This window comes from Bacillus sp. YBsi01 (genome assembly GCF_038406745.1).
Taxonomy (GTDB): Bacteria; Bacillota; Bacilli; order Bacillales; family Bacillaceae; genus Bacillus; species Bacillus siamensis.
Genome location: NZ_CP151679.1, coordinates 549,675 through 572,228, shown reverse-complemented (window position 1 = coordinate 572,228; position 22,554 = coordinate 549,675). Strand labels below are relative to the sequence as shown.

The 22,554-nt window shown below is 45.8% G+C and carries 22 protein-coding genes; 8 read left to right on the top strand and 14 right to left on the bottom strand.

Translation table 11 applies throughout. From position 1 onward, the window contains the following. Nucleotides 1-4: 4 nt before the first annotated feature. From pdhC to AADZ70_RS03250, 4 genes are all read right to left on the bottom strand, one after another. The gene (pdhC, locus tag AADZ70_RS03265) at nt 5-1,330 is read right to left on the bottom strand and encodes a pyruvate dehydrogenase complex dihydrolipoyllysine-residue acetyltransferase (protein ID WP_342007719.1); all 1,326 of its coding nucleotides are present in this window, start codon (nt 1,328-1,330) and stop codon (nt 5-7) included. A gap of 124 nt (nt 1,331-1,454) precedes the next feature. Then, the gene (pdhB, locus tag AADZ70_RS03260; RefSeq protein WP_016936262.1) at nt 1,455-2,432 is read right to left on the bottom strand and encodes a pyruvate dehydrogenase complex E1 component subunit beta; all 978 of its coding nucleotides are present in this window, start codon (nt 2,430-2,432) and stop codon (nt 1,455-1,457) included. A 3-nt stretch (nt 2,433-2,435) separates the two neighbouring features. Beyond that, on the bottom strand, nt 2,436-3,551 hold the full coding sequence (gene pdhA, locus AADZ70_RS03255; protein WP_013352119.1) for a pyruvate dehydrogenase (acetyl-transferring) E1 component subunit alpha: 1,116 nt from the start codon (nt 3,549-3,551) through the stop codon (nt 2,436-2,438). Nucleotides 3,552-3,971: 420 nt separating this feature from the next. Continuing rightward, nucleotides 3,972-4,640: a YkyA family protein gene (locus AADZ70_RS03250; protein ID WP_080752427.1), complete on the bottom strand. Its 669-nt coding sequence runs from the start codon at nt 4,638-4,640 to the stop codon at nt 3,972-3,974. 246 nt (nt 4,641-4,886) lie between these two features. Between AADZ70_RS03250 and AADZ70_RS03245 the strand changes: the two genes are divergently transcribed. Then, nucleotides 4,887-5,051 carry a YjcZ family sporulation protein gene (locus AADZ70_RS03245; RefSeq protein WP_342007718.1) on the top strand — a complete coding sequence of 55 codons (165 nt, stop codon included), beginning with the start codon at nt 4,887-4,889 and terminating at the stop codon, nt 5,049-5,051. A 112-nt stretch (nt 5,052-5,163) separates the two neighbouring features. Continuing rightward, entirely contained in the window at nt 5,164-5,718 is a 555-nt protein-coding gene (gene def / locus AADZ70_RS03240) for a peptide deformylase (protein WP_016936264.1), read from the top strand. 34 nt (nt 5,719-5,752) lie between these two features. Here the strand turns inward: def and AADZ70_RS03235 are convergent, their stop codons facing one another. Next, a complete protein-coding gene (locus tag AADZ70_RS03235) occupies nt 5,753-6,526 on the bottom strand; it encodes a Cof-type HAD-IIB family hydrolase (protein ID WP_045926931.1) in 774 nt (257 codons plus the stop codon). Nucleotides 6,527-6,880: 354 nt separating this feature from the next. On the opposite strand from AADZ70_RS03235, the gene AADZ70_RS03230 reads away from it, so the two are divergent. Together AADZ70_RS03230 and rnjA are read left to right on the top strand one after the other, a co-directional pair. Then, nucleotides 6,881-7,090 carry a DNA-dependent RNA polymerase subunit epsilon gene (locus AADZ70_RS03230; RefSeq protein ID WP_045926930.1) on the top strand — a complete coding sequence of 70 codons (210 nt, stop codon included), beginning with the start codon at nt 6,881-6,883 and terminating at the stop codon, nt 7,088-7,090. A 5-nt stretch (nt 7,091-7,095) separates the two neighbouring features. Next, the gene (gene rnjA / locus AADZ70_RS03225) at nt 7,096-8,763 is read left to right on the top strand and encodes a ribonuclease J1 (RefSeq protein WP_029575210.1); all 1,668 of its coding nucleotides are present in this window, start codon (nt 7,096-7,098) and stop codon (nt 8,761-8,763) included. Between the two features lie 33 nt (nt 8,764-8,796). Here rnjA and ade read toward each other — a convergent pair whose 3' ends face one another. The 5 genes from ade to AADZ70_RS03200 all read right to left on the bottom strand — a co-directional run bounded on the left by ade (nt 8,797) and on the right by AADZ70_RS03200 (nt 13,975). Beyond that, the gene (ade, locus tag AADZ70_RS03220; RefSeq protein WP_342007717.1) at nt 8,797-10,530 is read right to left on the bottom strand and encodes an adenine deaminase; all 1,734 of its coding nucleotides are present in this window, start codon (nt 10,528-10,530) and stop codon (nt 8,797-8,799) included. Between the two features lie 149 nt (nt 10,531-10,679). Beyond that, the gene (gene ktrC, locus AADZ70_RS03215) at nt 10,680-11,345 is read right to left on the bottom strand and encodes a Ktr system potassium transporter KtrC (RefSeq protein ID WP_003154554.1); all 666 of its coding nucleotides are present in this window, start codon (nt 11,343-11,345) and stop codon (nt 10,680-10,682) included. A gap of 40 nt (nt 11,346-11,385) precedes the next feature. Further along, the gene (locus tag AADZ70_RS03210) at nt 11,386-12,213 is read right to left on the bottom strand and encodes a gamma-glutamylcyclotransferase (protein ID WP_099744284.1); all 828 of its coding nucleotides are present in this window, start codon (nt 12,211-12,213) and stop codon (nt 11,386-11,388) included. A 1-nt stretch (nt 12,214) separates the two neighbouring features. Continuing rightward, nucleotides 12,215-13,519 (bottom strand): ATP-binding protein, encoded by a 1,305-nt coding sequence (locus AADZ70_RS03205; protein WP_342007716.1) that lies wholly within the window; start codon nt 13,517-13,519, stop codon nt 12,215-12,217. 171 nt (nt 13,520-13,690) lie between these two features. Beyond that, nucleotides 13,691-13,975, bottom strand: a complete 285-nt coding sequence (locus AADZ70_RS03200) for an AbrB/MazE/SpoVT family DNA-binding domain-containing protein (protein ID WP_013352109.1) — start codon at nt 13,973-13,975, stop codon at nt 13,691-13,693. Between the two features lie 270 nt (nt 13,976-14,245). Here AADZ70_RS03200 and mreBH point away from each other — a divergent pair, with 270 nt between their 5' ends. The 3 genes from mreBH (at nt 14,246) to AADZ70_RS03185 (ending at nt 16,792) form a co-directional block, all read left to right on the top strand. Next, nucleotides 14,246-15,253, top strand: coding sequence for a cell shape-determining protein MreBH (gene mreBH, locus AADZ70_RS03195; protein ID WP_029575211.1), 1,008 nt, complete (start codon nt 14,246-14,248; stop codon nt 15,251-15,253). A 71-nt stretch (nt 15,254-15,324) separates the two neighbouring features. Then, the gene (locus AADZ70_RS03190; protein ID WP_016936273.1) at nt 15,325-15,459 is read left to right on the top strand and encodes a protein YkpC; all 135 of its coding nucleotides are present in this window, start codon (nt 15,325-15,327) and stop codon (nt 15,457-15,459) included. Nucleotides 15,460-15,559: 100 nt separating this feature from the next. Continuing rightward, nucleotides 15,560-16,792, top strand: coding sequence for an aminopeptidase (locus AADZ70_RS03185; protein WP_342007715.1), 1,233 nt, complete (start codon nt 15,560-15,562; stop codon nt 16,790-16,792). A 29-nt stretch (nt 16,793-16,821) separates the two neighbouring features. Here AADZ70_RS03185 and AADZ70_RS03180 read toward each other — a convergent pair whose 3' ends face one another. Both AADZ70_RS03180 and AADZ70_RS03175 read right to left on the bottom strand, forming a co-directional pair. Then, nucleotides 16,822-17,730: a ketopantoate reductase family protein gene (locus AADZ70_RS03180; RefSeq protein WP_342007714.1), complete on the bottom strand. Its 909-nt coding sequence runs from the start codon at nt 17,728-17,730 to the stop codon at nt 16,822-16,824. Nucleotides 17,731-17,841: 111 nt separating this feature from the next. Next, on the bottom strand, nt 17,842-19,461 hold the full coding sequence (locus AADZ70_RS03175; RefSeq protein WP_016936276.1) for an ATP-binding cassette domain-containing protein: 1,620 nt from the start codon (nt 19,459-19,461) through the stop codon (nt 17,842-17,844). Nucleotides 19,462-19,624: 163 nt separating this feature from the next. Here AADZ70_RS03175 and AADZ70_RS03170 point away from each other — a divergent pair, with 163 nt between their 5' ends. After that, on the top strand, nt 19,625-19,894 hold the full coding sequence (locus AADZ70_RS03170; protein ID WP_015239771.1) for a hypothetical protein: 270 nt from the start codon (nt 19,625-19,627) through the stop codon (nt 19,892-19,894). Between the two features lie 37 nt (nt 19,895-19,931). Here AADZ70_RS03170 and lepB read toward each other — a convergent pair whose 3' ends face one another. Beyond that, nucleotides 19,932-20,513 carry a signal peptidase I gene (lepB, locus tag AADZ70_RS03165; protein ID WP_007611132.1) on the bottom strand — a complete coding sequence of 194 codons (582 nt, stop codon included), beginning with the start codon at nt 20,511-20,513 and terminating at the stop codon, nt 19,932-19,934. Nucleotides 20,514-20,643: 130 nt separating this feature from the next. Continuing rightward, nucleotides 20,644-22,548 (bottom strand): fructose-specific PTS transporter subunit EIIC, encoded by a 1,905-nt coding sequence (locus AADZ70_RS03160; RefSeq protein ID WP_342007713.1) that lies wholly within the window; start codon nt 22,546-22,548, stop codon nt 20,644-20,646. Between the last annotated feature and the right edge of the window lie 6 nt (nt 22,549-22,554).

Sequence of the window (22,554 nt, the reverse complement as noted above, 5' to 3'; positions counted from 1 at the left end):
AACATTACGCCTCCATTAAAATAAGTTGTGGATCGTTCAGTAAACGCTTGATGTGGTTTAACGCATTTTGTGCAGTTGCTCCGTCAATCATACGGTGGTCAAAGCTGAGAGAAAGAGCTAAGACAGGAGCAGCTACAATTTCACCGTCGCGGACGATCGCCTTTTCAGCGATGCGGCCGATACCGAGAATCGCAACCTCTGGGTGGTTGATAACCGGTGTGAACCATTGGCCTCCGGCAGAACCGATATTTGTGATTGTGCAAGAAGCGCCTTTCATTTCCGCAGGCGCAAGCTTGCCTTCACGCGCTTTTGTAGCAAGGCTGTTAATTTCATCAGAGATTTCGAAAATGGCTTTACGGTCGGCATTTTTTACTACCGGCACAAGCAGGCCTTTTTCAGTATCCGCTGCAATTCCGATGTTGAAGTAATGTTTTTGGATCACTTCATCTGTTTTATCATCAATAGATGTGTTTAAAACAGGGAATTTTTTCAGAGCAGATGTTAAGGCTTTTACGACGTAAGGCAGGTAAGTCAGCTTGATGCCTTGATCAGCAGCAACTTGTTTGAACTGTTTGCGGTGAGCAACAAGATTTGTTACGTCAACTTCATCCATAAGAGTTACGTGCGGTGCAGTATGCTTAGAGTTCACCATTGCTTTAGCAATCGCTTTACGGATACCGCTCATTTTTTCGCGTGTTTCAGGGAACTCGCCTTCAGGAGCCTGAGCCGCTGCAGGTTTAGCCGTTTCCTGAGGCGCCGCTGTTTCTTGCGGTGCCGCTTCTTGAGCTCCGCCGTTTACAAAGCTGTCGATATCTTCTTTTACAACACGTCCGTTATTTCCTGAACCTGTTACTTTTCGGATATCAACGCCTTTTTCACGTGCATATTTGCGTACAGAAGGCATAGCGATCACGCGTTTGTTCGGATCAGCTTCCGCTTGGTCCTGCTGTCCTGCGCCAGTTTCTTTTGCAGGCTCTGCTGCGCGTTCTTCTTTCGCTACGTCCTGTCCTGCCTCAGCGGAAGACTGAACTTGCGCTTCAGTTTTCGCATCGCCGGATTCGTCGCTTCCTTTAAATTGAAGATCTTCGTAACCAGGTGCGTCAAACGTAATAATCGTTTGTCCAACAGTTGCAACCGTTCCCTCTTCAACTTTTAATTCTAATACTTTTCCTTTAACAGGTGAAGGAATTTCTACCACTGCTTTATCATTTTGCACTTCAGCCAGTACATCGTCTTCTTCTACCTCGTCGTTTGGCTTAACAAACCATTTTACGATTTCGCCTTCGTGGATACCTTCCCCGATATCCGGAAGTTTAAATTCAAATGCCACAGTTTTCGACCTCCTAGTTGATTAAGCAAATTTTAGTTATGCATACGCAAGCATTGAACCTTTAAAAACAGGTTTATAATAGAGGAAAAGAACGTGTGTCTTTCCCTCCTGTTATGAAGCCTGATTAAAATTCAAGAACTTTTTTCGCAGTTTCAAGAACGTCTTTATGGTTTGGAAGCCATACGCTCTCAGCTTGCGAGAAAGGAAATACTGTATCAGGCGCTGCGACACGCAGTACCGGAGCTTCCAGGCTCAGGATCGCGCGGTCATTGATTTCAGCTACAACGTTGGCGCCGACACCTGCTTGTTTTTGAGCCTCTTGCACGACAATTGCGCGGCCTGTTTTTTCAACAGAAGCGATAATCGTATCGATATCAAGCGGGCTTACAGTGCGAAGATCGATAACTTCAGCAGAAACGCCTTCTTTTTCAAGCTCTTCAGCAGCTTTAAGCGACTCATGAACCATTGCGCCGTATGTGATGATAGAAAGGTCAGCACCTTCGCGTTTCACGTCAGCTTTTCCAAGCTCAATTGTGTATTCTTCCTCAGGAACTTCCTGGCGGAAAGAACGGTAAAGTTTCATATGTTCTAAGAAAACGACTGGGTCGTTGTCACGGATTGCAGAAATTAAAAGTCCTTTTGCGTCATACGGAGTAGACGGAATAACAACTTTAATACCCGGCTGCTGAGCCACAAGGCCTTCTAAGCTGTCAGCGTGAAGTTCAGGAGTGTGAACCCCGCCGCCGAATGGAGAACGGATTGTCACCGGAGAACTCCAGCGGCCGCCTGAACGGTAGCGCATACGGGCCATTTGGCCTGAAACTGAATCCATTACCTCATATACGAATCCGAAGAATTGGATTTCCATAACCGGACGGAAACCGTTTAACCCTAAACCAAGAGCGAGACCGCCGATACCGGATTCAGCAAGCGGCGTATCAAATACACGGTCTTCACCGAATTCTTTTTGCAATCCTTCAGTCGCACGGAATACGCCGCCGTTAACACCAACGTCTTCTCCGAAAACTAAGACATTTTCGTCATTTTTCAGTTCTGTGCGTAACGCATCCGTGATTGCTTGAATCATTGTCATTTGCGCCATGGCTTACTTCGACTCCTTCTGTGTATAAGTTTCTAATTGCTCTTTTAGGTTGTAAGGCAATTCTTCGTGCATGATTTTGATTAAATCAGTCACTTTTTGTTTCGGTTCAGCATCTGCTTTTTTGATGGCCTGCTTAATTTCTTCTTTTGCAGCCTCAATGACTTTGCTTTCTTCTTCTTCAGACCACAGGCCTTTGTTTTCAAGGAAAGCGCGGAAACGGACGAGCGGATCTTTCTGCTCCCATTCGTTTTCGATTTCTTTTGTGCGGTATTTAGTCGGATCGTCACCGGCCATTGTATGCGGACCGTAACGGAACGTAAGTGTTTCGATCAGTGTCGGGCCTTCGCCGTTAATTGCGCGTTCGCGCGCTTCAGCAGTTGCAGCGTACACCGCAAGGGCATCCATACCGTCAACCTGAACGCCGACAATACCTGCTGCAGCCGCTTTTTGAGCGATTGTTTGAGCCGCTGATTGTTTTTCAACAGGAGTTGAAATCGCATAGCGGTTATTTTGCACTACGAAGATCGCTGGCGCTTTGTAAGCTCCGGCAAAGTTGATTCCTTCGTAGAAGTCCCCTTGAGAGGCGCCGCCGTCACCTGTGTACGTGATAGCTACGGCTTTTTTACCCCGTTTTTTAAGACCGAGCGCTACACCGGCAGTTTGGATGTATTGAGCACCGATAATGATTTGCGGAGAAAGGGCGTTCACATCATCTGGCATTTGGTTTCCGCGGAAGTGTCCGCGGGAGAATAAGAACGCTTGGTAAAGCGGCAGACCGTGCCAGATTAATTGAGGCACATCGCGGTAGCCCGGAAGAACGAAATCTTCTTTTTCAAGCGCGAAATGCGTTGCGATTTGTGAAGCTTCCTGGCCGGCAGTAGGAGCGTAGAAACCGAGACGTCCCTGACGGTTTAATGAGATAGAGCGCTGATCAAGCACGCGTGTGTATACCATGCGGCGCATAAGCTCTTTTAATTGATCATCTGTTAAATCAGGCATCGCCGCTTCATTCACGACTTCTCCCTTTTCATTTAAAATTTGGAACGTTTCGAACTGCTTCTTAATGGCATCAAATTGCTTCTTACTGTCAACGATTGTTTTTTTCGTTTTTGCAGCCATACTAAAGTCACCTCTTCCTTTCTTTTAAACAGTCATTAGACGTGCATTCCTGTATACATACAAACTTAGGATACCCTAAAGTATTAGCAGCAAGTCGTATATATTTAGCCTATCCCCAGTTTGCCGAAACCTTTATGTAGGATCATCACTATCTGATCTGAACTGTATTATTTCGGAGTTGTAAAAGACTGATACAACACCGCTTAACATGGATAAGTTTACACTAAATAAAGAAGACCCGTCAATCGTTTTAAATGTTGATTTTAAATAAATGTATTCGCTTTATATTTTTCCGGCGGGACAAGCTGTTCATCCGCCGAAACTGTACTAGTATACATACATCTGCTGTACTACAATAGAATTCAGAATCCTTTTTTCCGCATAAAAAAAGGGCCGGACATCCGGCACCTTTCATCGTTTTCAGCTTTCATTGACATGAAAGCCGGCCTCTTTATACAGCTCTTCTCTGGCCTGATTATACTCTTTTGTCTGCTTGTTAAACGCCCCGCCCTGCTTTAATACCTTTTTGTAGGAATCGTTCACTTTGCCGATCTTCTTGTCGAGGTCTTCTGCAGTCAGGTCTTTTTTCTTAATGGCGCTGTACAATTCTTTATCATATTGAATGGCTTTCATATAGTCTTTATAGAGTCCGCCGTATAAATCATAGCGTTTTTCCATATGTGAGGCTGCTGCTTGCGCCTTTTTCTTAATGGACCGGTCTTTAATCGATCCGGCTGTTTGTGTGACGGTTTCAAATTCTTTTTTCGAACTGTCCATGCTGTCTTTTTCCGTTTTCAGATGCTGCTTGCGCTGTTCCGCGTTTTTAAGGGCCTCATCCGAAAGTGAGACGATTTTTTCGTAATCATTCATATTCAGCTGAATGACTTCGTTATACAGCTCATCTTCCTTTTTCTCTAATTTTTCTAATGTTTTCTGCTCTTTTTGAAACGGTTTTTCCGCCTGTACGGCTTTTTCCATCGAATCATGAATTGTTTCAACCGGGTCTTTCTCCCCGCAGCCTGCAAGCAGCATACTTGCGGCGGCGAGCGCTCCGATTCCCGCCAGCATCTTTTTTTGTAACATATTCACTTAAAATCCCCCAATCTTGACAATTTCCACTATAGAAGCCAGAACGCCTTTTGACAATAGCTGAGCTGTAATTGGTATTCCCGGAAATTTCGGGCAAAGACATTTATGGCGCCGTGAGAGCGTACTTGCGTAAAAAATTGAGAAAACAGGGCGGATGACCATACATCTTTTTGGCTTTTACATAGTTTATAGTAGACGCCGGCCCTGCTGAAAAGGGTCAGCGTAATTAAAAGAGGAGGTTTTTTTATGTACGGATATGGATTTGGCGGCGGTTGCTGCGGCGGATACGGTTATGGCGGCGGATACGGATACGGCTGCGGAGGCGGTTACGGCCGCACATTCGCATTAATCGTCGTATTGTTTATCTTATTAATCATCGTCGGTGCCGCTTATTTAGGCTGCGGCTGCTGACCTTATACACCATGAACATCGGCCGGCCTGCTATGGCCGGCCAATTGTTTCGTTGCGCCGCGATAAGGAAGTTCGCTATAATTTACATATTAAGCTTTAGGAGTGAAGTTTCTTGATTACTATGGAAAATATTGTCCGCGACGGACATCCCGTGCTCAGAGAGATCGCTGAAGAGGTCCGGCTTCCCGCTTCTGACGAAGAAAAACAGCAACTTGCTGATATGATTGAGTTTGTGAAAAACAGCCAAAATCCTGAATTAGCCGAGAAATACAACCTTCGTCCCGGAGTCGGTCTTGCCGCTCCTCAAATAAACGTAAAAAAACGGATGATCGCCGTTCATGCTGAAGATGCGAAAGGCACTTTATACAGCTATGCCCTTTTCAACCCTAAAATCGTCAGCCACTCAGTGGAAAAAAGCTACTTGACGAGCGGAGAAGGCTGCCTGTCAGTAGACGAACCCATTCCCGGCTATGTGCCGCGCTACGCACGCATCCGAGTAAAGGCGACGACGCTTGAAGGGGAACAGATTGACATCCGCCTCAAAGGTTTTCCGGCCATCGTGTTTCAGCATGAGATCGACCATTTGAACGGTGTGATGTTTTACGATCATATCGATCAAGAAAATCCGTTAAAAGAACCTGAAAACGCCATTGCTATTGACCGTTAAAAAGAACCGGCACTTCTTTAAGTGCCGGTTTTCTTCATTTCAAAAGCCCCAGTTCTTTGACAGCCCAGCTGATTCCCTCTTCATCCACCGGCTTTGTGACGAAATCAGCAGCAGCCTTTAATTCCGGAACTGCATTTCCCATCGCCACCCCGGTGCCGACAAAACGGATCATCTCAAGATCATTTAGTCCGTCGCCGAAGGCATAAGTGTCGCTTATGCTGTACGGAAGGCGCTCAAGCACTCTTTTAATGCCTTCCGCTTTTGAACCGCCCTTTGGAAGCACATCCGTTGACAGTTCATGCCAGCGGACATAATCAAACTCCGGAAAAGCGGCGTATGCTTTTTCTTCATGTCCGCGGCAGAATAAAAGCAGCTGATAAATATCTTTTCCTTTATAAAATGTTTCATCAACTTCGGGATAAGGCGCTTTCAGACTGCCGATTCCTTCCGAGACGTGCGGATGTCCCGGAACGGTCGTTTTCATCGTGTCTTCCGCCATGAATACGACGGGGTGCTCCCCTTCTGCCGCCTGCTTTAATAAACGCGCGACTGCATCTTCCGGCAGCGGATTTTTATAAATCACATCGCCTTCAAACACGACATATTGGCCGTTGTATGAAATAAATGATTCAATCTCCAGCTCTTCCAGAATCGGTTTTACCATAAACGGAGACCGCCCGCTGGCGATAAAAACGTGATGGCCGGCCTCTTGAAGCGCCGCCACGGCGTTTCTTGCGCTATCGGGGATATGTTTATCATGATCATAGATCGTGCCGTCAATATCAAAAAAGATCAGTTTTGGTTTCATGTCAATTTCTCCTTTATCCCGTTTATCAGTCGTGTCTTGTTCAATATCATCATACAGAAAGTTTTTCTTCCGGCAAACAGCCTTGATGAAATTCCAATTTTACCCACGAAAACAAATCCGGTTTTGCCGCATACTACTGCTATAAAGGGCTTTAAAGGAGGTATATGATGCTGCGCCGGTTACGGAAGAAACTCAGAAGACAGTGGGGCGGAATGCTCCGGAAAAAAGTCATCGCGTAGAAGGGATCTTTCGGTTTTTGAAAGTCCCTTTTTTGCTCGAGACTTTCCTTATAATCCGTTTTCGAATATAATAGAATAAGCGAGTCTAACATACGGCATTTAAGGAGAGATTTGGATGATTTATAAGGTATTTTATCAAGAGAAGGCTGACGAAGTACCTGTACGGGAAAATACAGATTCACTTTACATTGAGGGCGTTTCAGAACGGGACGTCAGAACAAAACTGAAAGATAAGAAATACAACATTGAATTTGTTCAGCCTGTGGACGGTGCTTTTTTAGAATATGAGAAGCAGAGCGAAAATTTTAAAGTATTGGAGTTATGAGCGGAATGAAATTTGTAAAAAATGACCAGACTGCCGTTTTTGCCCTCGGCGGATTGGGCGAGATCGGGAAAAATACGTACGGGGTGCAGTTTCAGGATGAGATTGTACTGATTGATGCGGGAATTAAGTTTCCTGAAGATGAACTTCTCGGCATTGATTACGTAATCCCCGATTACACGTATTTAGTAAAAAATGAAGACAAAATTAAAGGTCTGTTTATCACCCACGGTCACGAAGACCATATCGGCGGTATTCCGTACCTGCTCAGACAAGTAAATATTCCCGTTTACGGCGGTAAACTCGCGATCGGCTTACTTCGGAATAAACTTGAAGAGCACGGACTGTTAAGACAGACAAAATTAAACATCATCGGTGAAGACGACATCGTTAAGTTCCGGAAGACGTCTGTATCCTTCTTCAGAACGACACACAGCATTCCGGATTCATACGGAATCGTCGTCAAAACACCGCCGGGCAATATCGTACATACCGGAGACTTTAAGTTCGATTTCACACCGGTAGGCGAACCGGCAAACTTGACAAAGATGGCCGAAATCGGGAAAGAAGGCGTTTTGTGCCTGCTTTCTGACAGCACGAACAGTGAGGTGCCCGATTTCACCATGTCAGAACGCCGTGTAGGCGAAAGCATTCACGATATTTTCCGAAAAGTGGACGGCAGAATTATATTTGCGACATTCGCTTCGAACATACACCGTCTTCAGCAAGTGATTGAAGCTGCCGTTTTAAACGGCAGAAAAGTGGCCGTATTCGGACGCAGTATGGAATCGGCTATTGAAATTGGACAGACTCTCGGTTACATCAGCTGCCCTAAAAATACGTTTATTGAGCATAACGAAATCAATCGTATACCTGCCAATAAAGTAACGATTTTATGTACGGGCAGCCAAGGCGAACCGATGGCGGCGCTATCACGCATCGCTAACGGCACGCACCGTCAGATATCCATTAATCCCGGAGATACGGTTGTCTTTTCTTCTTCTCCGATTCCCGGAAACACAATCAGCGTAAGCCGCACCATCAACCAGTTGTACCGTGCGGGCGCAGAAGTCATTCACGGTTCGCTGAATGACATCCATACATCCGGACACGGCGGACAGGAAGAACAAAAATTAATGCTCCGCCTGATTAAACCAAAGTTCTTCATGCCGATTCACGGGGAATACAGAATGCAGAAAATGCATGTCAAACTCGCGACTGATTGCGGCATACCTGAAGAAAACTGCTTTATTATGGACAATGGCGAAGTGCTGGCGCTCAAAGGCGAAGAAGCCGCTGTGGCAGGCAAAATCCCGTCCGGCTCCGTTTACATTGACGGAAGCGGAATCGGTGACATCGGCAATATCGTGCTCCGCGACCGCCGCATTCTTTCAGAAGAAGGCCTTGTTATCGTTGTTGTCAGCATCAACATGGACGACTTTAAAGTATCGGCAGGACCTGATTTAATTTCAAGAGGTTTTGTATACATGAGAGAATCCGGTGATTTAATCAACGACGCACAGCAGCTCATTTCGAACCATCTTGAGAAAGTAATGGATCGGAAAACAACGCAGTGGTCCGAAATTAAAAACGAAATTACCGACACGCTCGCTCCGTTCCTATATGAAAAAACAAAACGCCGTCCGATGATCCTTCCGATCATTATGGAGGTCTAAAAAAAAACTGCACTCGTGATGAGTGCAGTTTTTTTATTGCAGCGGAATATGCTGAAAGGCTTTGACATCAAACAGACCGGTTGCCGTCATTTTAATATCCGGAATCACCGGAAGCGCTAAAAACGATAATGTAAGAAACGGATTGAAATTACCGGTGAATCCGAGCAGAGGAAGCTTTTCATGAAGCACGCCCAGGCTGTCATTCACCCATTCCGCAGACTTATCAGACAAAAGTCCGGCGATCGGAAGCGGGACAGAGTGAAGCAATTCTCCGTTTTTCACGGCTGTCAGCCCTCCTCCGGTGTCACGCAGTCTGTTGATTGCTTTTGCCAAATCGGCATCGTTTGTACCGACAGCGATGATGTTGTGGGAATCGTGAGAAATGGTTGTGGCAATGGCGCCTTCTTTTAACCCGAACCCTTGTACAATCCCGAGACCTATCATTTTTTCTCCGCTGTGGCGTTCAGCGACGGCGATTTTTAATAAATCATTTTCTGTATCAGGACAAAATGTGCTGGCAGACGGTGCAGGGACTTCTCTTTTCCTCGTCTCTAAATGATTTGGTATGATTTCGATTACATTCATTAGCCTGTCCTCTTGAATCGGCATATGAAAATCTGATTCAGTCAGCGGCGCTTTCAGCCGTACTGTATCCAACAGCGCCTGATCCGGAGAATAAGAGCCGGCGGACTGCTCATAAACCGGGCAGCCGTTCTCGGCAACGGTCCGGCCGGCGACCAAGGTCTTTGTGACGGAAGCCTCCCGCAAATCTGAAATAAACAAGAGATCTGCATCAAAACCCGGTGCCACCGCGCCTTTTGTTTCAAGGCCGTAACACTCGGCCGCATTTAAGCTGGCGAGCTGATACGCAAGGAATGGATCAAGTCCCGCTTTTATTGCCATTTTGACTTGGTGGTTCACACTTCCTTCTGAAAGCAGATCGTCTACATGTTTATCATCCGTACAAAAGAAGAAGCGGCGCGCATTTTTTTCGTTCACCGCCGGCAGCACATTGAGCGTATTTTTGGCCACCGATCCTTCGCGCAGCATGACATACATTCCCCGCCTGATTCTGTCCAGCGCCTCTTCTTTCGTCGTCACTTCATGATCATTTGACACTAGCGCGGTTCTGTATATATTGATGATATCTGAAGACAGTCCGGCTAAATGCCCGTCAATCCGTTTCCCATAATGCTTGGCATCAAGCAGTTTCTGAAGCATATCCTCTTCACCTTCCGCAACAGACACATAGTCCATTACTTCCGCCAGTCCCAGCACCTCTTTTTCCTGATAAAAAGGCTTTAAATCTTTGGCTTTTAATACGGCTCCCGAGCGTTCAAAGCTTGCGGCCGGAACACAGGAAGGAAGCATGAAACGGATGTTCAGCGGCGCTTTTTTCGCCTGCTCTATCATAAATGAAATGCCTTTTGCCCCCGAAACGTTCGCGATTTCGTGAGGATCAGTAATGACAGTCGTCACTCCGTGAGGGAGGACTGCTTTTGCAAATTCAATCGGAGTAACCATAGAGGACTCGATATGAACATGTCCGTCAATAAAGCCCGGAACGATCATTTGGCCTTCTGCATCAATGACTTCTTCCCCTTCATACTCACCCAACCCGACGATCACTCCGTCCGTAATGGCGATATCTGCAGAAATCCATTCCTGGTTAAATACATCCATGATTTTTCCGTTTTTAATGACGGTATCGGCTTTTTGTCGGCCGGCCGATGCATTCAGCCGTTCAGCCAGTGTTTCTTTGTTCAAAATGAGGCCTCCTCTTTTTCTTTATATGGTACAATATGCTATCGGATCGCCTGATCATAGTCAATAAAAACTGCAGAATATACCGCTTACACGATAAATGTCTTTCTATTCTGACATATAAAAAAGACCGTCCTTTTACGGACGGCTTTTCACTTTGTATGAAGCACTCTTTTTTCAAATCGGGAAATGTCCGTAAGAGAGCCGATAACGATGAGAATATCTTCTTTTTGGATCATTTCAGTCGCCAGCGGAGATACGATTACTTCTTTTTCTCTCTTGATGGCCACGATGTTAATGCCGTACTTCGCGCGTATGTCCAGATCAAGCAGTGTGTTGCCCGCAAGCCTGCTGTTGGCTACGATCTCCACGATGCTGTGTTCGTCAGACAGCTCTAAATAATCAAGCACATTATTTGATACGATGTTGTGGGCGATGCGTTTTGCCATGTCACGTTCAGGGTGGACGATGTGGTCGGCCCCGATTTTCGCAAGCACTTTTTCATGATAGTCGTTCTGCGCTTTGACCGTGATCGTGTTCACGCCGAGTTCCTTTAAGATCAGCGTCGTTAAAATGCTCGCCTGTATATTTTCGCCGATTGCCACAATAACGTGGTCAAAATTGCGCAGCCCCAGATTTTTCAGCACCGATTCATCGGTTGAATCGCCGATGACGGCGTGTGATGCGATTTTGGCATATTCATTTACTTTATCTTCATCAATATCCATCGCCATGACCTCAAGGCCTTCTTCACTTAATGCTTTGCAAATACTCCCGCCGAAGCGTCCGAGACCGATAACGGCAAACTCTTTTCTCATAACAGTACTCCTTTAAACAATATCTCTAATAGGAATAGTATCACATTTTGGGCAATGAGTTCATATGGCGTTTGAGCTTTTCTGAAAAGGCGGGCGATAAATACAGGTCTGCTCCGCGTTCGATTTCTTCCTGATAGTGACCCGGAGGCGCAATTTCCTCAGCTTTATCAAGCACAAGAAACGTCAGGCAGCCCCTGTATATACGGCCGCCGGCATTCACTTCTATGAACGCGGGACGATATGTATGGCTATCAACACCTTCCCTTTTATACAGATAGGTTGCCGCTTCAAACGGGAGCTTGTACAGCACGCCTTCAGTACGGCCGCCGTCTTCAACAAGATCGGCTCTGGAACCGTCAGGACGCCTTAACGTGAATCTCGTAGAATACCCTTCAACAACCGCCCCTCCGACCGGCTCGGCAAAAAAGTGATCGACCCCCGCCTGTTTAAAACGGGCATTATCCATACATGAACCGTAAGCGAAATAATAAACCGGGCTGTCATCCTCCCTTTTCATAAAACGATATTCTTTCCAGTCTCCGCTTTTGATCCGGCTGAATGAAGCACACTGCTCGGGCTTTACGACATATGCGAAGGCGGTTTTATTCCCGAGATCCGTCGTCACGGCAACTTCCTCCCGGTCAAAATCGGCATAATGCGCATCCAGCTTACGGATCATCTGATGATCTGTTTCATACAATTCTCCGTATACAAAAGCTGTTTCTGCTAAAGACGCCGCGGGCTGACCTTTTTCTGTTTTATACAGCACGCCGTTTATCGCGGCCTGCTCGCACACACACGGAGCGCCTTTCAGCAGCTCATGGTTTTCTTCACGCTTCCGTAACAAACCGTATACAAAAAGAAGCAAGTTATTTTTCCTCCTTTTGGACAGCATCCGCTTCTAAAGGCAGAAATACCTGAAACGTACTGCCTTCTCCATTTTTGCTCTTAATGTTAAGTTTACCATTATGCTCCTTGAGAATTCGTAAACAAATCGGAAGACCGAGGCCTGTTCCCTGATCTTTTGTCGAGAAAAACGGTTTCCCGATGTTTTTAAGCTTTTCTTTCGACATGCCGTTTCCTTCATCCTGTATGCTGATCACCGCGTATTCTTCATCCCGTTTTGTGTATATATGAATATTCCCGCCGTCAGGCATCGCCTCAATCGCATTTTTAATAATATTGATAAATACCTGTTTCAGCTGGTTTTCGTCACCGTTGACCATACAGGACTCAGTCTGCCTGAAATCCTTCTCAATCACAGTGTTTGACAGCACCGCGTTTGTGTCAAGAAGCGTCGCCACCTGCCTTAAAATATGGTTGAGATGATGGGCGGTAAACGTCACGGTCTGCGGCTTGGCGAGCAGAAGCAGCTCTCCCAGCACAAGATCTATCCTTTTAATTTCCGAAAAAATAATATCGAAATAATCCGTTCGTTCCGGATACTGAGCTTTCATCAGCTGGAGAAAGCCGCTGACTGACGTTAAAGGATTTCTTACTTCGTGGGCGATTCCTGCCGCAAGTTCACCGGCGATAGCCAGCTTTTGAGATTGCATGGCAAGCCGTTCGTTCGTTTCCAGAAGCTCATCAACCGCTTTTTTCCGTTCACTGATATCAGACATCGTCCCCAGGCTTCCGACAAATTTCTGTCTGCGGTCATAATACAGCTTATAATGAACTTCTCCCCAAAAGATAGTGCCGTCTTTTTTAATATATTTAGCCGTGAACATTCCTGACGGGGACTGCTGCTTAATTTGGGAGATAATATAATCAATGATATGTTTCTCTTTTATAAAATAATCATTATACATCGTGCCCATACATTCGCTGATGGAATAGCCCGTAATCGCCGTCCAAGCTTGATTCAAATATGTAATATTCCCTTGTGAATCCGTCTGAAAAACAATTTCCTGCAGATTGTCCATGATCCGGTTTTTCTCATCTGAAAGCGCCTTTGCTTTCTGCTCGCTGTCCTTCAGCTCCGCCAGCAGCTGCTTTTTATGATCTACATAATAAGCCAGCAGCCAGACGCTGATTAACGTGACGGCGGTAAAAGTGATATCAACAGGCCAGTTAATCGGATTCCGCTCAATTATATAAAATAAATAATCCCAAAACATAATAAAAATCATTGCCAAGATTAATGAAATGATACGCGCTTGATATTTTCCCATAGTCCCACCTGCCGCTAGCATTTCTACATATATTGTAACATTGTTGACCGCATTATTGACTAAAAAATGATAACTATTCCCAATTATTTGAGCAGGTTTGCTTGATTTTACCGTGAGTTTTTGCACAAGTTCATAATAAAAGGGCGGAATGACGCTCCGCCCTTTTTATCATTATGATTTATCTTTTAACGCTTCCTCGATTTCCTCAAGCAGCATTTTCGCTCCTTCAGGGCTTAAAATGATTTTACCGTTGCCGTATTCCTGATTGTCGGGAGTAATTTCTCCGGTCATTAAGCAAATGCCGTGCGGTTTGTATTTTTTCAAGACAATTTTGTCTCCGTCAACAAAAAATTCAATACTATCTTTAATAGCGATATCCAATGCTCTTCTCAATTCAATCGGCATGACAATACGCCCTAGTTCGTCTACTTTTCTTACTACACCAATTGATTTCATAGAAATCCCCTACTTCCTTTAATGTCTCTTATATATGTCCAAGGAAAATCCTTCATAAACGTAGACGAAAGTAACGGAGCAAAAGTTTCTCCGCATCCGGTAATGAATGTTTTTTTACAGAAGAAAGCCTTTTTGAAATACGGGATACAGACTTTCCCTCCTTTTTTACAAAAACATTTCATTCCCGGCGGAAACCCCCAAAAATCGTGGTTTTTCTCAGAAACTTTAAATGTAGAATCAATTAAATCAGGATAGGGATTGGGTGAAAATATGTTTCAATCAACTGAGATCGGAATCGACTTAGGAACCGCTAATATACTTGTTTACAGTAAAAATAAAGGAATTATTTTAAACGAGCCTTCCGTTGTCGCTGTAGATACAACAACGAAAGCGGTGCTTGCCATCGGAACAGATGCCAAAAACATGATCGGAAAGACGCCGGGGAAAATCGTCGCCGTACGGCCGATGAAAGACGGTGTCATTGCTGATTATGATATGACAACTGACTTATTAAAACACATTATGAAAAAAGCCGGGAAAAAAATCGGGATGACCTTCCGCAAACCGAATGTCGTCGTCTGCACGCCTTCAGGATCAACAGCCGTTGAACGCCGCGCCATCAGTGACGCTGTCAAAAACTGCGGAGCAAAAAACGTTCACTTAATTGAAGAACCCGTAGCAGCTGCAATCGGAGCCGACCTGCCGGTTGACGAGCCGGTCGCAAACGTCGTCGTGGATATCGGAGGCGGTACGACTGAAGTCGCCATCATCTCATTCGGAGGCGTCGTGTCCTGCCACTCTATCAGAATCGGCGGCGACCAGCTTGATGAAGATATCGCTTCGTTCGTCAGAAAAAAATACAACCTGCTGATCGGAGAACGTACGGCAGAACAAGTGAAAATGGAAATCGGTTTTGCATTGATTGAACATGTGCCGGAAACGATGGAAATTCGCGGCCGTGACCTCGTAACCGGTCTGCCGAAAACGATCAGACTGCAGTCTAATGAAATTCAGCACGCGATGCGTGAATCGCTCCTACATATTCTTGAAGCCATCAGAGCGACTCTTGAAGATTGTCCGCCGGAACTCAGCGGGGACATCGTTGACCGCGGCGTCGTGTTAACTGGCGGGGGCTCGCTTTTAAACGGGATGAAAGAATGGCTGACAGAAGAAATCGTCGTTCCCGTTCATTTGGCCGCAAATCCGCTTGAATCAGTGGCTATCGGCACGGGGCGTTCGTTAGACGTCATCGACAAGCTGCAAAAAGCGATTAAATAATAAGATTGTGCTTCTTTTTTCTCCGGCCGGCTCATATTGTGAGAACTGGAGAAACATTAAGGAGGAAGCATATGCTTAGAGATGTGGGAAGACGCGTAGCGGTAGCTGTCATTTTAAGCGGAATTATTTTGGGGGGTATGAGCATTTCGCTGGCCAATATGCCCCATTCTCCGGCCGGCAGCACCGTAAAACTGAATCATCCGTAAAGACGCAGCAAAGGCTGTGTCTTTTTCATTTGCGCTCCTTTCTTTTCTTTATGAGGCGATATTTGATATGATGAGAAAAACCGATGAGGAGGAATGAACGATGAGTTCGTTTACTGAAAAGTTAAATACATATGCTCGGCTGGCGGTAGAAGTCGGCGTCAATGTCCAAAAAGGACAGCATGTCGTAATCAATGCCTCAACCGATGTCCGGGAACTTGTCAGACTGCTGGCTAAACATTCGTATGAAAAAGGCGCAAAAAACGTCACCGTAAATTGGCAGGACGATGAATTGTCCAGATTAAAATACGAAATGGCTCCGTTTGAAGCGTTTGAAGAATATCCTGAATGGGAAGCGAAAGGCAAAGAAGAGCTCGCGAAAAAAGGAGCTGCGTTTATTTCTGTCGTCTCATCCGACCCCGACCTGTTAAAAGGCACTGACGGGAAACGGGTTGCAGCGTTCCAAAAAGCCGCCGGAAAAGCATTGCATACATACAGACAATATATTCAATCAGATAAGGTCAGCTGGACGGTGATCGGAGCCGCTTCAACAGGCTGGGCGAAAAAAGTGTTCCCGGATCAGCCGGAAGAAACAGCTGTTCAGCTTTTATGGGAAGAAATTTTCAAAACGACCCGAGTAAATGAAGAAAACCCAGTGGAAGCATGGAAAAAACATGATCAAAACCTTCATGAGAAAGTGGAACACCTGAACAAAAAACATTACAGCGCCCTGCATTATCAAGCTGAAGGAACAGACTTAACCATTGAATTGCCGAAAAAACATGTATGGGCGGGCGCAGGAAGCGTGAATGAGAGCGGGCACGAATTCATGGCCAACATGCCGACAGAAGAGGTTTTCACTCTTCCGCAGCGTGATGGGGTGAACGGCACGGTTTCCAGCACGAAACCGCTGAGCTACGGCGGCAACATTATTGATAACTTTACACTTACCTTTGAAAACGGCCGCATCGTTGATGTGAAAGCTGAAAAAGGCGAGGAGATTTTAAAAGGCATCGTCGAAACCGATGAAGGCTCGCATTATCTTGGAGAAGTGGCCTTAGTGCCGTACGATTCACCGATTTCACAATCAAATATTTTATTTTACAACACACTGTACGATGAAAACGCATCAAACCACTTGGCGATCGGCAGCGCGTATGCCTTTAATATCGAAGGCGGCAAACAAATGACACGGGAAGAGCTTGTCAAAGAGGGCTTAAATGAAAGCATTACGCACGTAGATTTCATGGTCGGCTCCAAAGATATGAATATCGACGGGATTACTGCTGACGGCAAAAGAGAACCAATCTTCAGAAACGGAAACTGGGCATTTTAATAAAAAAGGAGGCGCTTCGGCCTCCTTTTTTATTTTGCTTCATACATTTGCAGGTTGGCAAAGACAGTTTCCAAAACAGGGGTATCAACTGACAAGCCTTTCGCTTTCTCAAGCAGAAAACCGTGTAAATGATCACCTTCTGTCACCCGGCCATTTTCCATGTCTCTCAGCATCGACGATTTCATGTGATAAGACATGCTTGTCAACGTACGATAACTCTCTTCTTCAAGGTCAGCGGCCTTCGGAATGCCCGCAGCCTTGAAAATGGCTCCGATTTCTGCAAAAAGACGCTTTGCCGTATTGCGGCCGCCTTCTGTATCTAAAATAGGTCCGACCGGCTGTTGAAACAAAGTGGTCACTCCCGCCTGCGCGGCAATGAACATGTACTTTTTCCAAATATCCTTTTCAATATCCCGGCTGATGATGACATCCGCTTTCACACCCGCAAACGCTTTTTCCAGCTCATTTATACGTTCCGTGCGTTCCCCGCTCCATTCACCGAACACAAAGCGGTGGGCAGCGCTCGTATGAAGAATGTCCCCTTTTTCGTTAAGGGCGCTCTCAATAAAGCAGAGGCCTCCTAGCACCTGCCGTTTTGAAAAAGCTTCGAACAGCTCGTTATAGTGCCTGTACCCGTTTAAAAAAGGAATAATGACCGACGAAGGTTTGACAAACGGTTTGACATCCCCAATGACGTCCTGCAAAGAATACGCTTTTGATGCGATGATAATGGCGTCAAACTCTCCTTCTTCGCCCGCCATGATTATTTTCGGCTTGATTGAAACATCACCATTTGCACTTTTGACGGTCAATCCCGTCTCTTTTAATTGTTCCGCCCGCTTCTGACGGACGAGAAACGTAACGTCATTTCCCTTCTCTGCAAGACGTGCGCCGATATAACCGCCCACTCCCCCTGCTCCGACAACTAAAAACTTCATGATGCATTCCTCCGTCTCTTTTCAATTCATATGTTCCTTTATTGTAACGGGAAGTCAGAAGATTGAAAACTTTTTTCACAAATAAAAAGCAGAGTCTCCTCTGCTTTTTTATTACGCGTATAGCTCTTCAAGCTTTTTCTGCACATCCGCATTTTCAAGGAATTCGTCATAAGACATTTGTTTGTCAACGATGCCTTTAGGCGTTAATTCAATGATGCGGTTGGCAATTGTCTGTACAAACTGATGGTCATGAGATGAAAACAGCATAGCGCCTTTAAAGCTGATTAAACCATTGTTAAGCGCGGTAATGGATTCTAAGTCTAAGTGGTTTGTCGGTTCATCCAGAATTAAAATGTTCGCGCCGGAAAGCATCGCTTTTGAAAGCATGCAGCGCACTTTTTCTCCTCCGGAAAGAACGTTTGATTTTTTGTTGACTTCTTCCCCAGAGAACAGCATGCGTCCTAAGAAGCCGCGCAGAAAGCTTTCGCTTTGGTCATGCGGCGAGTATTGGCGGAGCCAGTCTACAAGGTTCGCATCGCTGCCGTCGAAATATTCGCTGTTGTCTTTAGGGAAGTACGCCTGAGAAGTGGTGACGCCCCATTTGAATGTGCCGCTGTCAGCTTCCATTTCCCCGGAAATGATTTTGAACAATGTCGTAACGGCAAGCTCATTGCGGCCCGTAAACGCGATTTTGTCTTCTCTGTTCATAATAAAGCTGACGTTATCAAGCACCTTAACGCCGTCAATCGTTTTCGTTAAGCCTTCTACCCGCAGCACGTCATTTCCGATCTCGCGTTCCGGCGTGAAATTGACATAAGGATAACGGCGTGATGACGGTTTGATATCATCCAGCGTAATTTTATCAAGGAGTTTCTTTCTTGATGTCGCCTGCTTTGATTTAGAGGCGTTGGCGCTGAATCTGGCCACGAACTCCTGAAGCTGTTTAATCTGCTCTTCTTTTTTCTTATTGGCTTCCTGAGAAAGCTTTAATGCAAGCTGGCTGGATTCATACCAGAAATCATAGTTGCCGACATACACTTGAATTTTATTAAAATCAAGATCGGCGATGTGCGTGCACACTTTATTTAAAAAGTGACGGTCGTGGGATACGACGATGACTGTGTTCTCAAAGTTGATCAGAAACTCTTCCAGCCACTGAATCGCTTTCAGATCCAAGTGGTTCGTCGGTTCATCAAGCAGCAGAACGTCCGGCTTGCCGAACAGCGCCTGTGCCAAAAGCACTTTCACCTTTTCTGAACCGCCTAAGTCCGCCATTTTCTTCGTATGCAGGTCTTCAGAGATGCCCAGACCCTTTAACAAAATAGCGGCTTCACTTTCAGCTTCCCATCCGTTTAATTCCGCAAACTCTCCTTCAAGCTCAGCGGCGCGGATGCCGTCCTCATCAGAAAAATCCGGTTTCATATAAATCGCGTCTTTTTCCTGCATGACTTCGTATAAACGTTTATGTCCCATAATGACGACTTTCAGAACTTCGTAATCTTCATATTCAAAATGGTTCTGCTTCAGGATGGCAAGGCGTTCGCCCGGGCTCATATGAACATCGCCGGTCTGAGGCTCCAGTTCACCGGATAAAATTTTCAAGAATGTTGATTTTCCGGCACCGTTTGCGCCTATTAATCCGTAGCAATTGCCCGGCGTAAATTTAATATTGACATCTTCAAATAACTTGCGATCCGCAAAACGCAAGCTCACATTATTTACAGCAATCATTTATAATCCTCCATCGTGTCTAACATCATTAAAAGTATACCATGAATAAAGGGGAAGAGAAATGTTTCCCTGCGAATATAAGGGTTTTGAAAAGACGCAAGCGCCAAACCCGAAGCCCTGTGATACAATAGATATATATACATATTCATCACGGAGGAACAAGTTGAAGCTTTTAACACTTACAGAATATTGTCTTATGATTTTCTTTACCGGGGTTTTTCTGGCCGTCACAGGCTTTACCGCACGTGACATCGGCTTGTACGTCGGAATCGCCCTCATTTACACGTTTTCGCATCTCTTTTCAAAACGGATGCTTGAAAAACGCGGCAAAGAGAAGCAGCAGGTGAATCTTTTTTTCAGCGTTCTGGCCATTGTCGGATCAGTGCTGGCCACGGTAATGTTCATCGCCATCGCCGCCTCGTTTGCCAAATAAAAAACGCCGGCCGTCCGAATCGGGCAGCGCGGCGTTTTTATTTTGTCTGACGCATATCATGAAACGGGAAGAACACAAACTTCGAGGTGCCGACGATCCGTTTTTCGGCAATTAAACCGAGTCCGTTCCGGCTGTCCATTGAGTTCAGCCGATTGTCGCCCATGACGAAGTATTTGCCTTTCGGAACCTTTACGGGGCCGAAATCTCCCGTCAGGTTGACTCCCAGTTTTTTCGCTTCTTTTTTATTGCTCGCGAGGTACGGTTCATCGATTTTTTTGCCGTTTATATAAAGCGTGTCATTTTTCATTTCCACCGTTTCTCCGGGTTTTCCGATGAGCCGCTTTACATAATGGACTTTCGATGTATCGCCGTTAATAATGACGATGTCCCCCCGCTCGATTTCTCCGATATAATTGACGCTTTTGTTGACAAACAGCCTTTCACCGTCATGTAATGTCGGGTACATTGATGATCCTTCCACTAAGTACGGTTCAAACAGGAAATGGCGGATTAAAAGCGCAAGAGCGACCGCTATAATGATGGCCTTTCCCCATTCCCAATACGTGTTGGATTTTCTTTTTACCGATTTTTCAGAAGTAGGTTTTTGTTCTTCAGTCAACGTGGTTCCTCCTAGACGATCACTGTTACGGTTCATGTACTATCTTTACTTTATCACAACTCATCACAAAATACATAACGCTTCTATGCGCATATGATTGAAAAAAGCGCCCGTAAAGGACGCTTTTTGCTTATTTCTCTACTACCGGTTTTTTGACGATTCCCAAGATAACCGCCGTTACAACCGCTCCGATCACGATGCTCATTAAGTAAAGCAGCGGATGGTTCGTAATGAATGCAACGAATATTCCTCCGTGCGGTGCAGGGAGCGTTACCCGGAAAAACTCTGTCAGTCCGCCCGCTACCGCAGAACCGATAACGGCTGCAGGGATGACGCGAAGCGGATCAGCCGCCGCAAACGGGATGGCGCCTTCTGTAACGAAAGCAGCTCCCATGAAGTAGCACGTAATACCGGCTTCACGGTCACGTTTAGAGAATTTATGTTTAAAGAATGTTGTCGCCAGTGCAATTCCAAGCGGCGGAGCCATTCCGCCCGCCATGATGGCTGCGTGCGGGGCATAGTTTCCGGCGCCGATCATCGCAATACCGAAAGTGAACGCCGCTTTATTGAGCGGGCCGCCCATGTCGATAGCCATCATACCGCCTAAAATAATCCCCATTAAGACAAGGTTTCCGGTTCCAAGGCTTTCAAGCCAATTTGTTAAGAAATTCATAAACGCTGCTACAGGTGTGTTAATGACAAACTGCATCAGGACACCAGTGATAAAAATACCGAGCAGCGGATAAATCAATACAGGTTTTAATCCGTCAAGAGTCTGAGGAATAAAGACAAACAGCTTTTTCAGCAGGACTACGACATAACCGGCTAAGAATCCGGCAATCAGTCCGCCCAAGAATCCGGCATTCGCCTGCGTAGCCATAAATCCGCCGACCATACCCGGCGCAAATCCCGGACGGTCCGCAATACTCATTGCGATGAATCCGGCAAGAACGGCAACGATCAGTTTTAACGCATTATCGCCGCCGATAAAGTTCAGCGCTGCAGCAAACGTATTGTATGTCGGATCTTTCGGCTCAGCTGAATGAATTCCCCAGAAGAATGAAATCGCCACGAGGATTCCGCCGCCGACGACAAATGGCAGCATGTTGCTGACACCGCTCATTAAGTGTTTATAGAAAGTGCTTCCGATGCTTGTGCCTGATTTCTGTTTCGGGCCGTCTTCATTAGAAGAGGCAGATCCTCCGCCGCTGCCTTCGTAAATCGGCGCATCTTGATTAACGGCTTTTTCAATCAGTTCTTGAGGACGTCTGATACCGGCCGTTACGGGCACTTGAAGAACATGTTTGCCTTTAAAGCGCTCCATTTCAACCTGTTTATCAGCCGCTACGATAATCGCAGGCGCATCTTCAATTTCCTGAGCCGTCAGCTTATGCTTGATTCCGCTTGAGCCGTTTGTCTCTACTTTAATGTCGACGCCGAGCTCTTTCGCTTTTTCTTTCAGTGCGTCAGCAGCCATGAATGTATGGGCGATACCTGTCGGACATGCAGTAACCGCAAGAATTTTGCCCTTTCCTGACGGCGCTGCCTGTTCTTCCTGCTCTTCTTCTTCCTCATCGTCATCTTTGTCATGCTGATTGATGATGTCAATGATCGCATCTTCTGTTTCAGCCTCAAGAAGCTGTTTGCGGATTTCTTCACGCATGAGAAGCGTTGAAAGTCTTGATAATGCTTCAAGGTGCGTATTGTTCGCTCCTTCAGTTGCCGCAATCATAAAGACCAGGTGTGCCGGCTGACCGTCTAATGATTCATAGTCCACACCTTCTTTTGAACGTCCGAATGCGATGGCCGGGTTAATGACGCTCGCCGTCTTCGCATGAGGAATGGCAATGCCTTCGCCGATTCCCGTCGAGCTTTGGCTTTCACGATTTAAAATGGCTGCTTTGTAAGCCTCTCTGTCATTTAATCTGCCGGCTTTGTCAAGCACTGTCACCATTTCATCGATAACGTTTTCTTTCTCTTTGCTTTCTATATTGAGATGAATTGTATCTCTTGTTAACAGCTCAGTTATCTTCACTTTTCT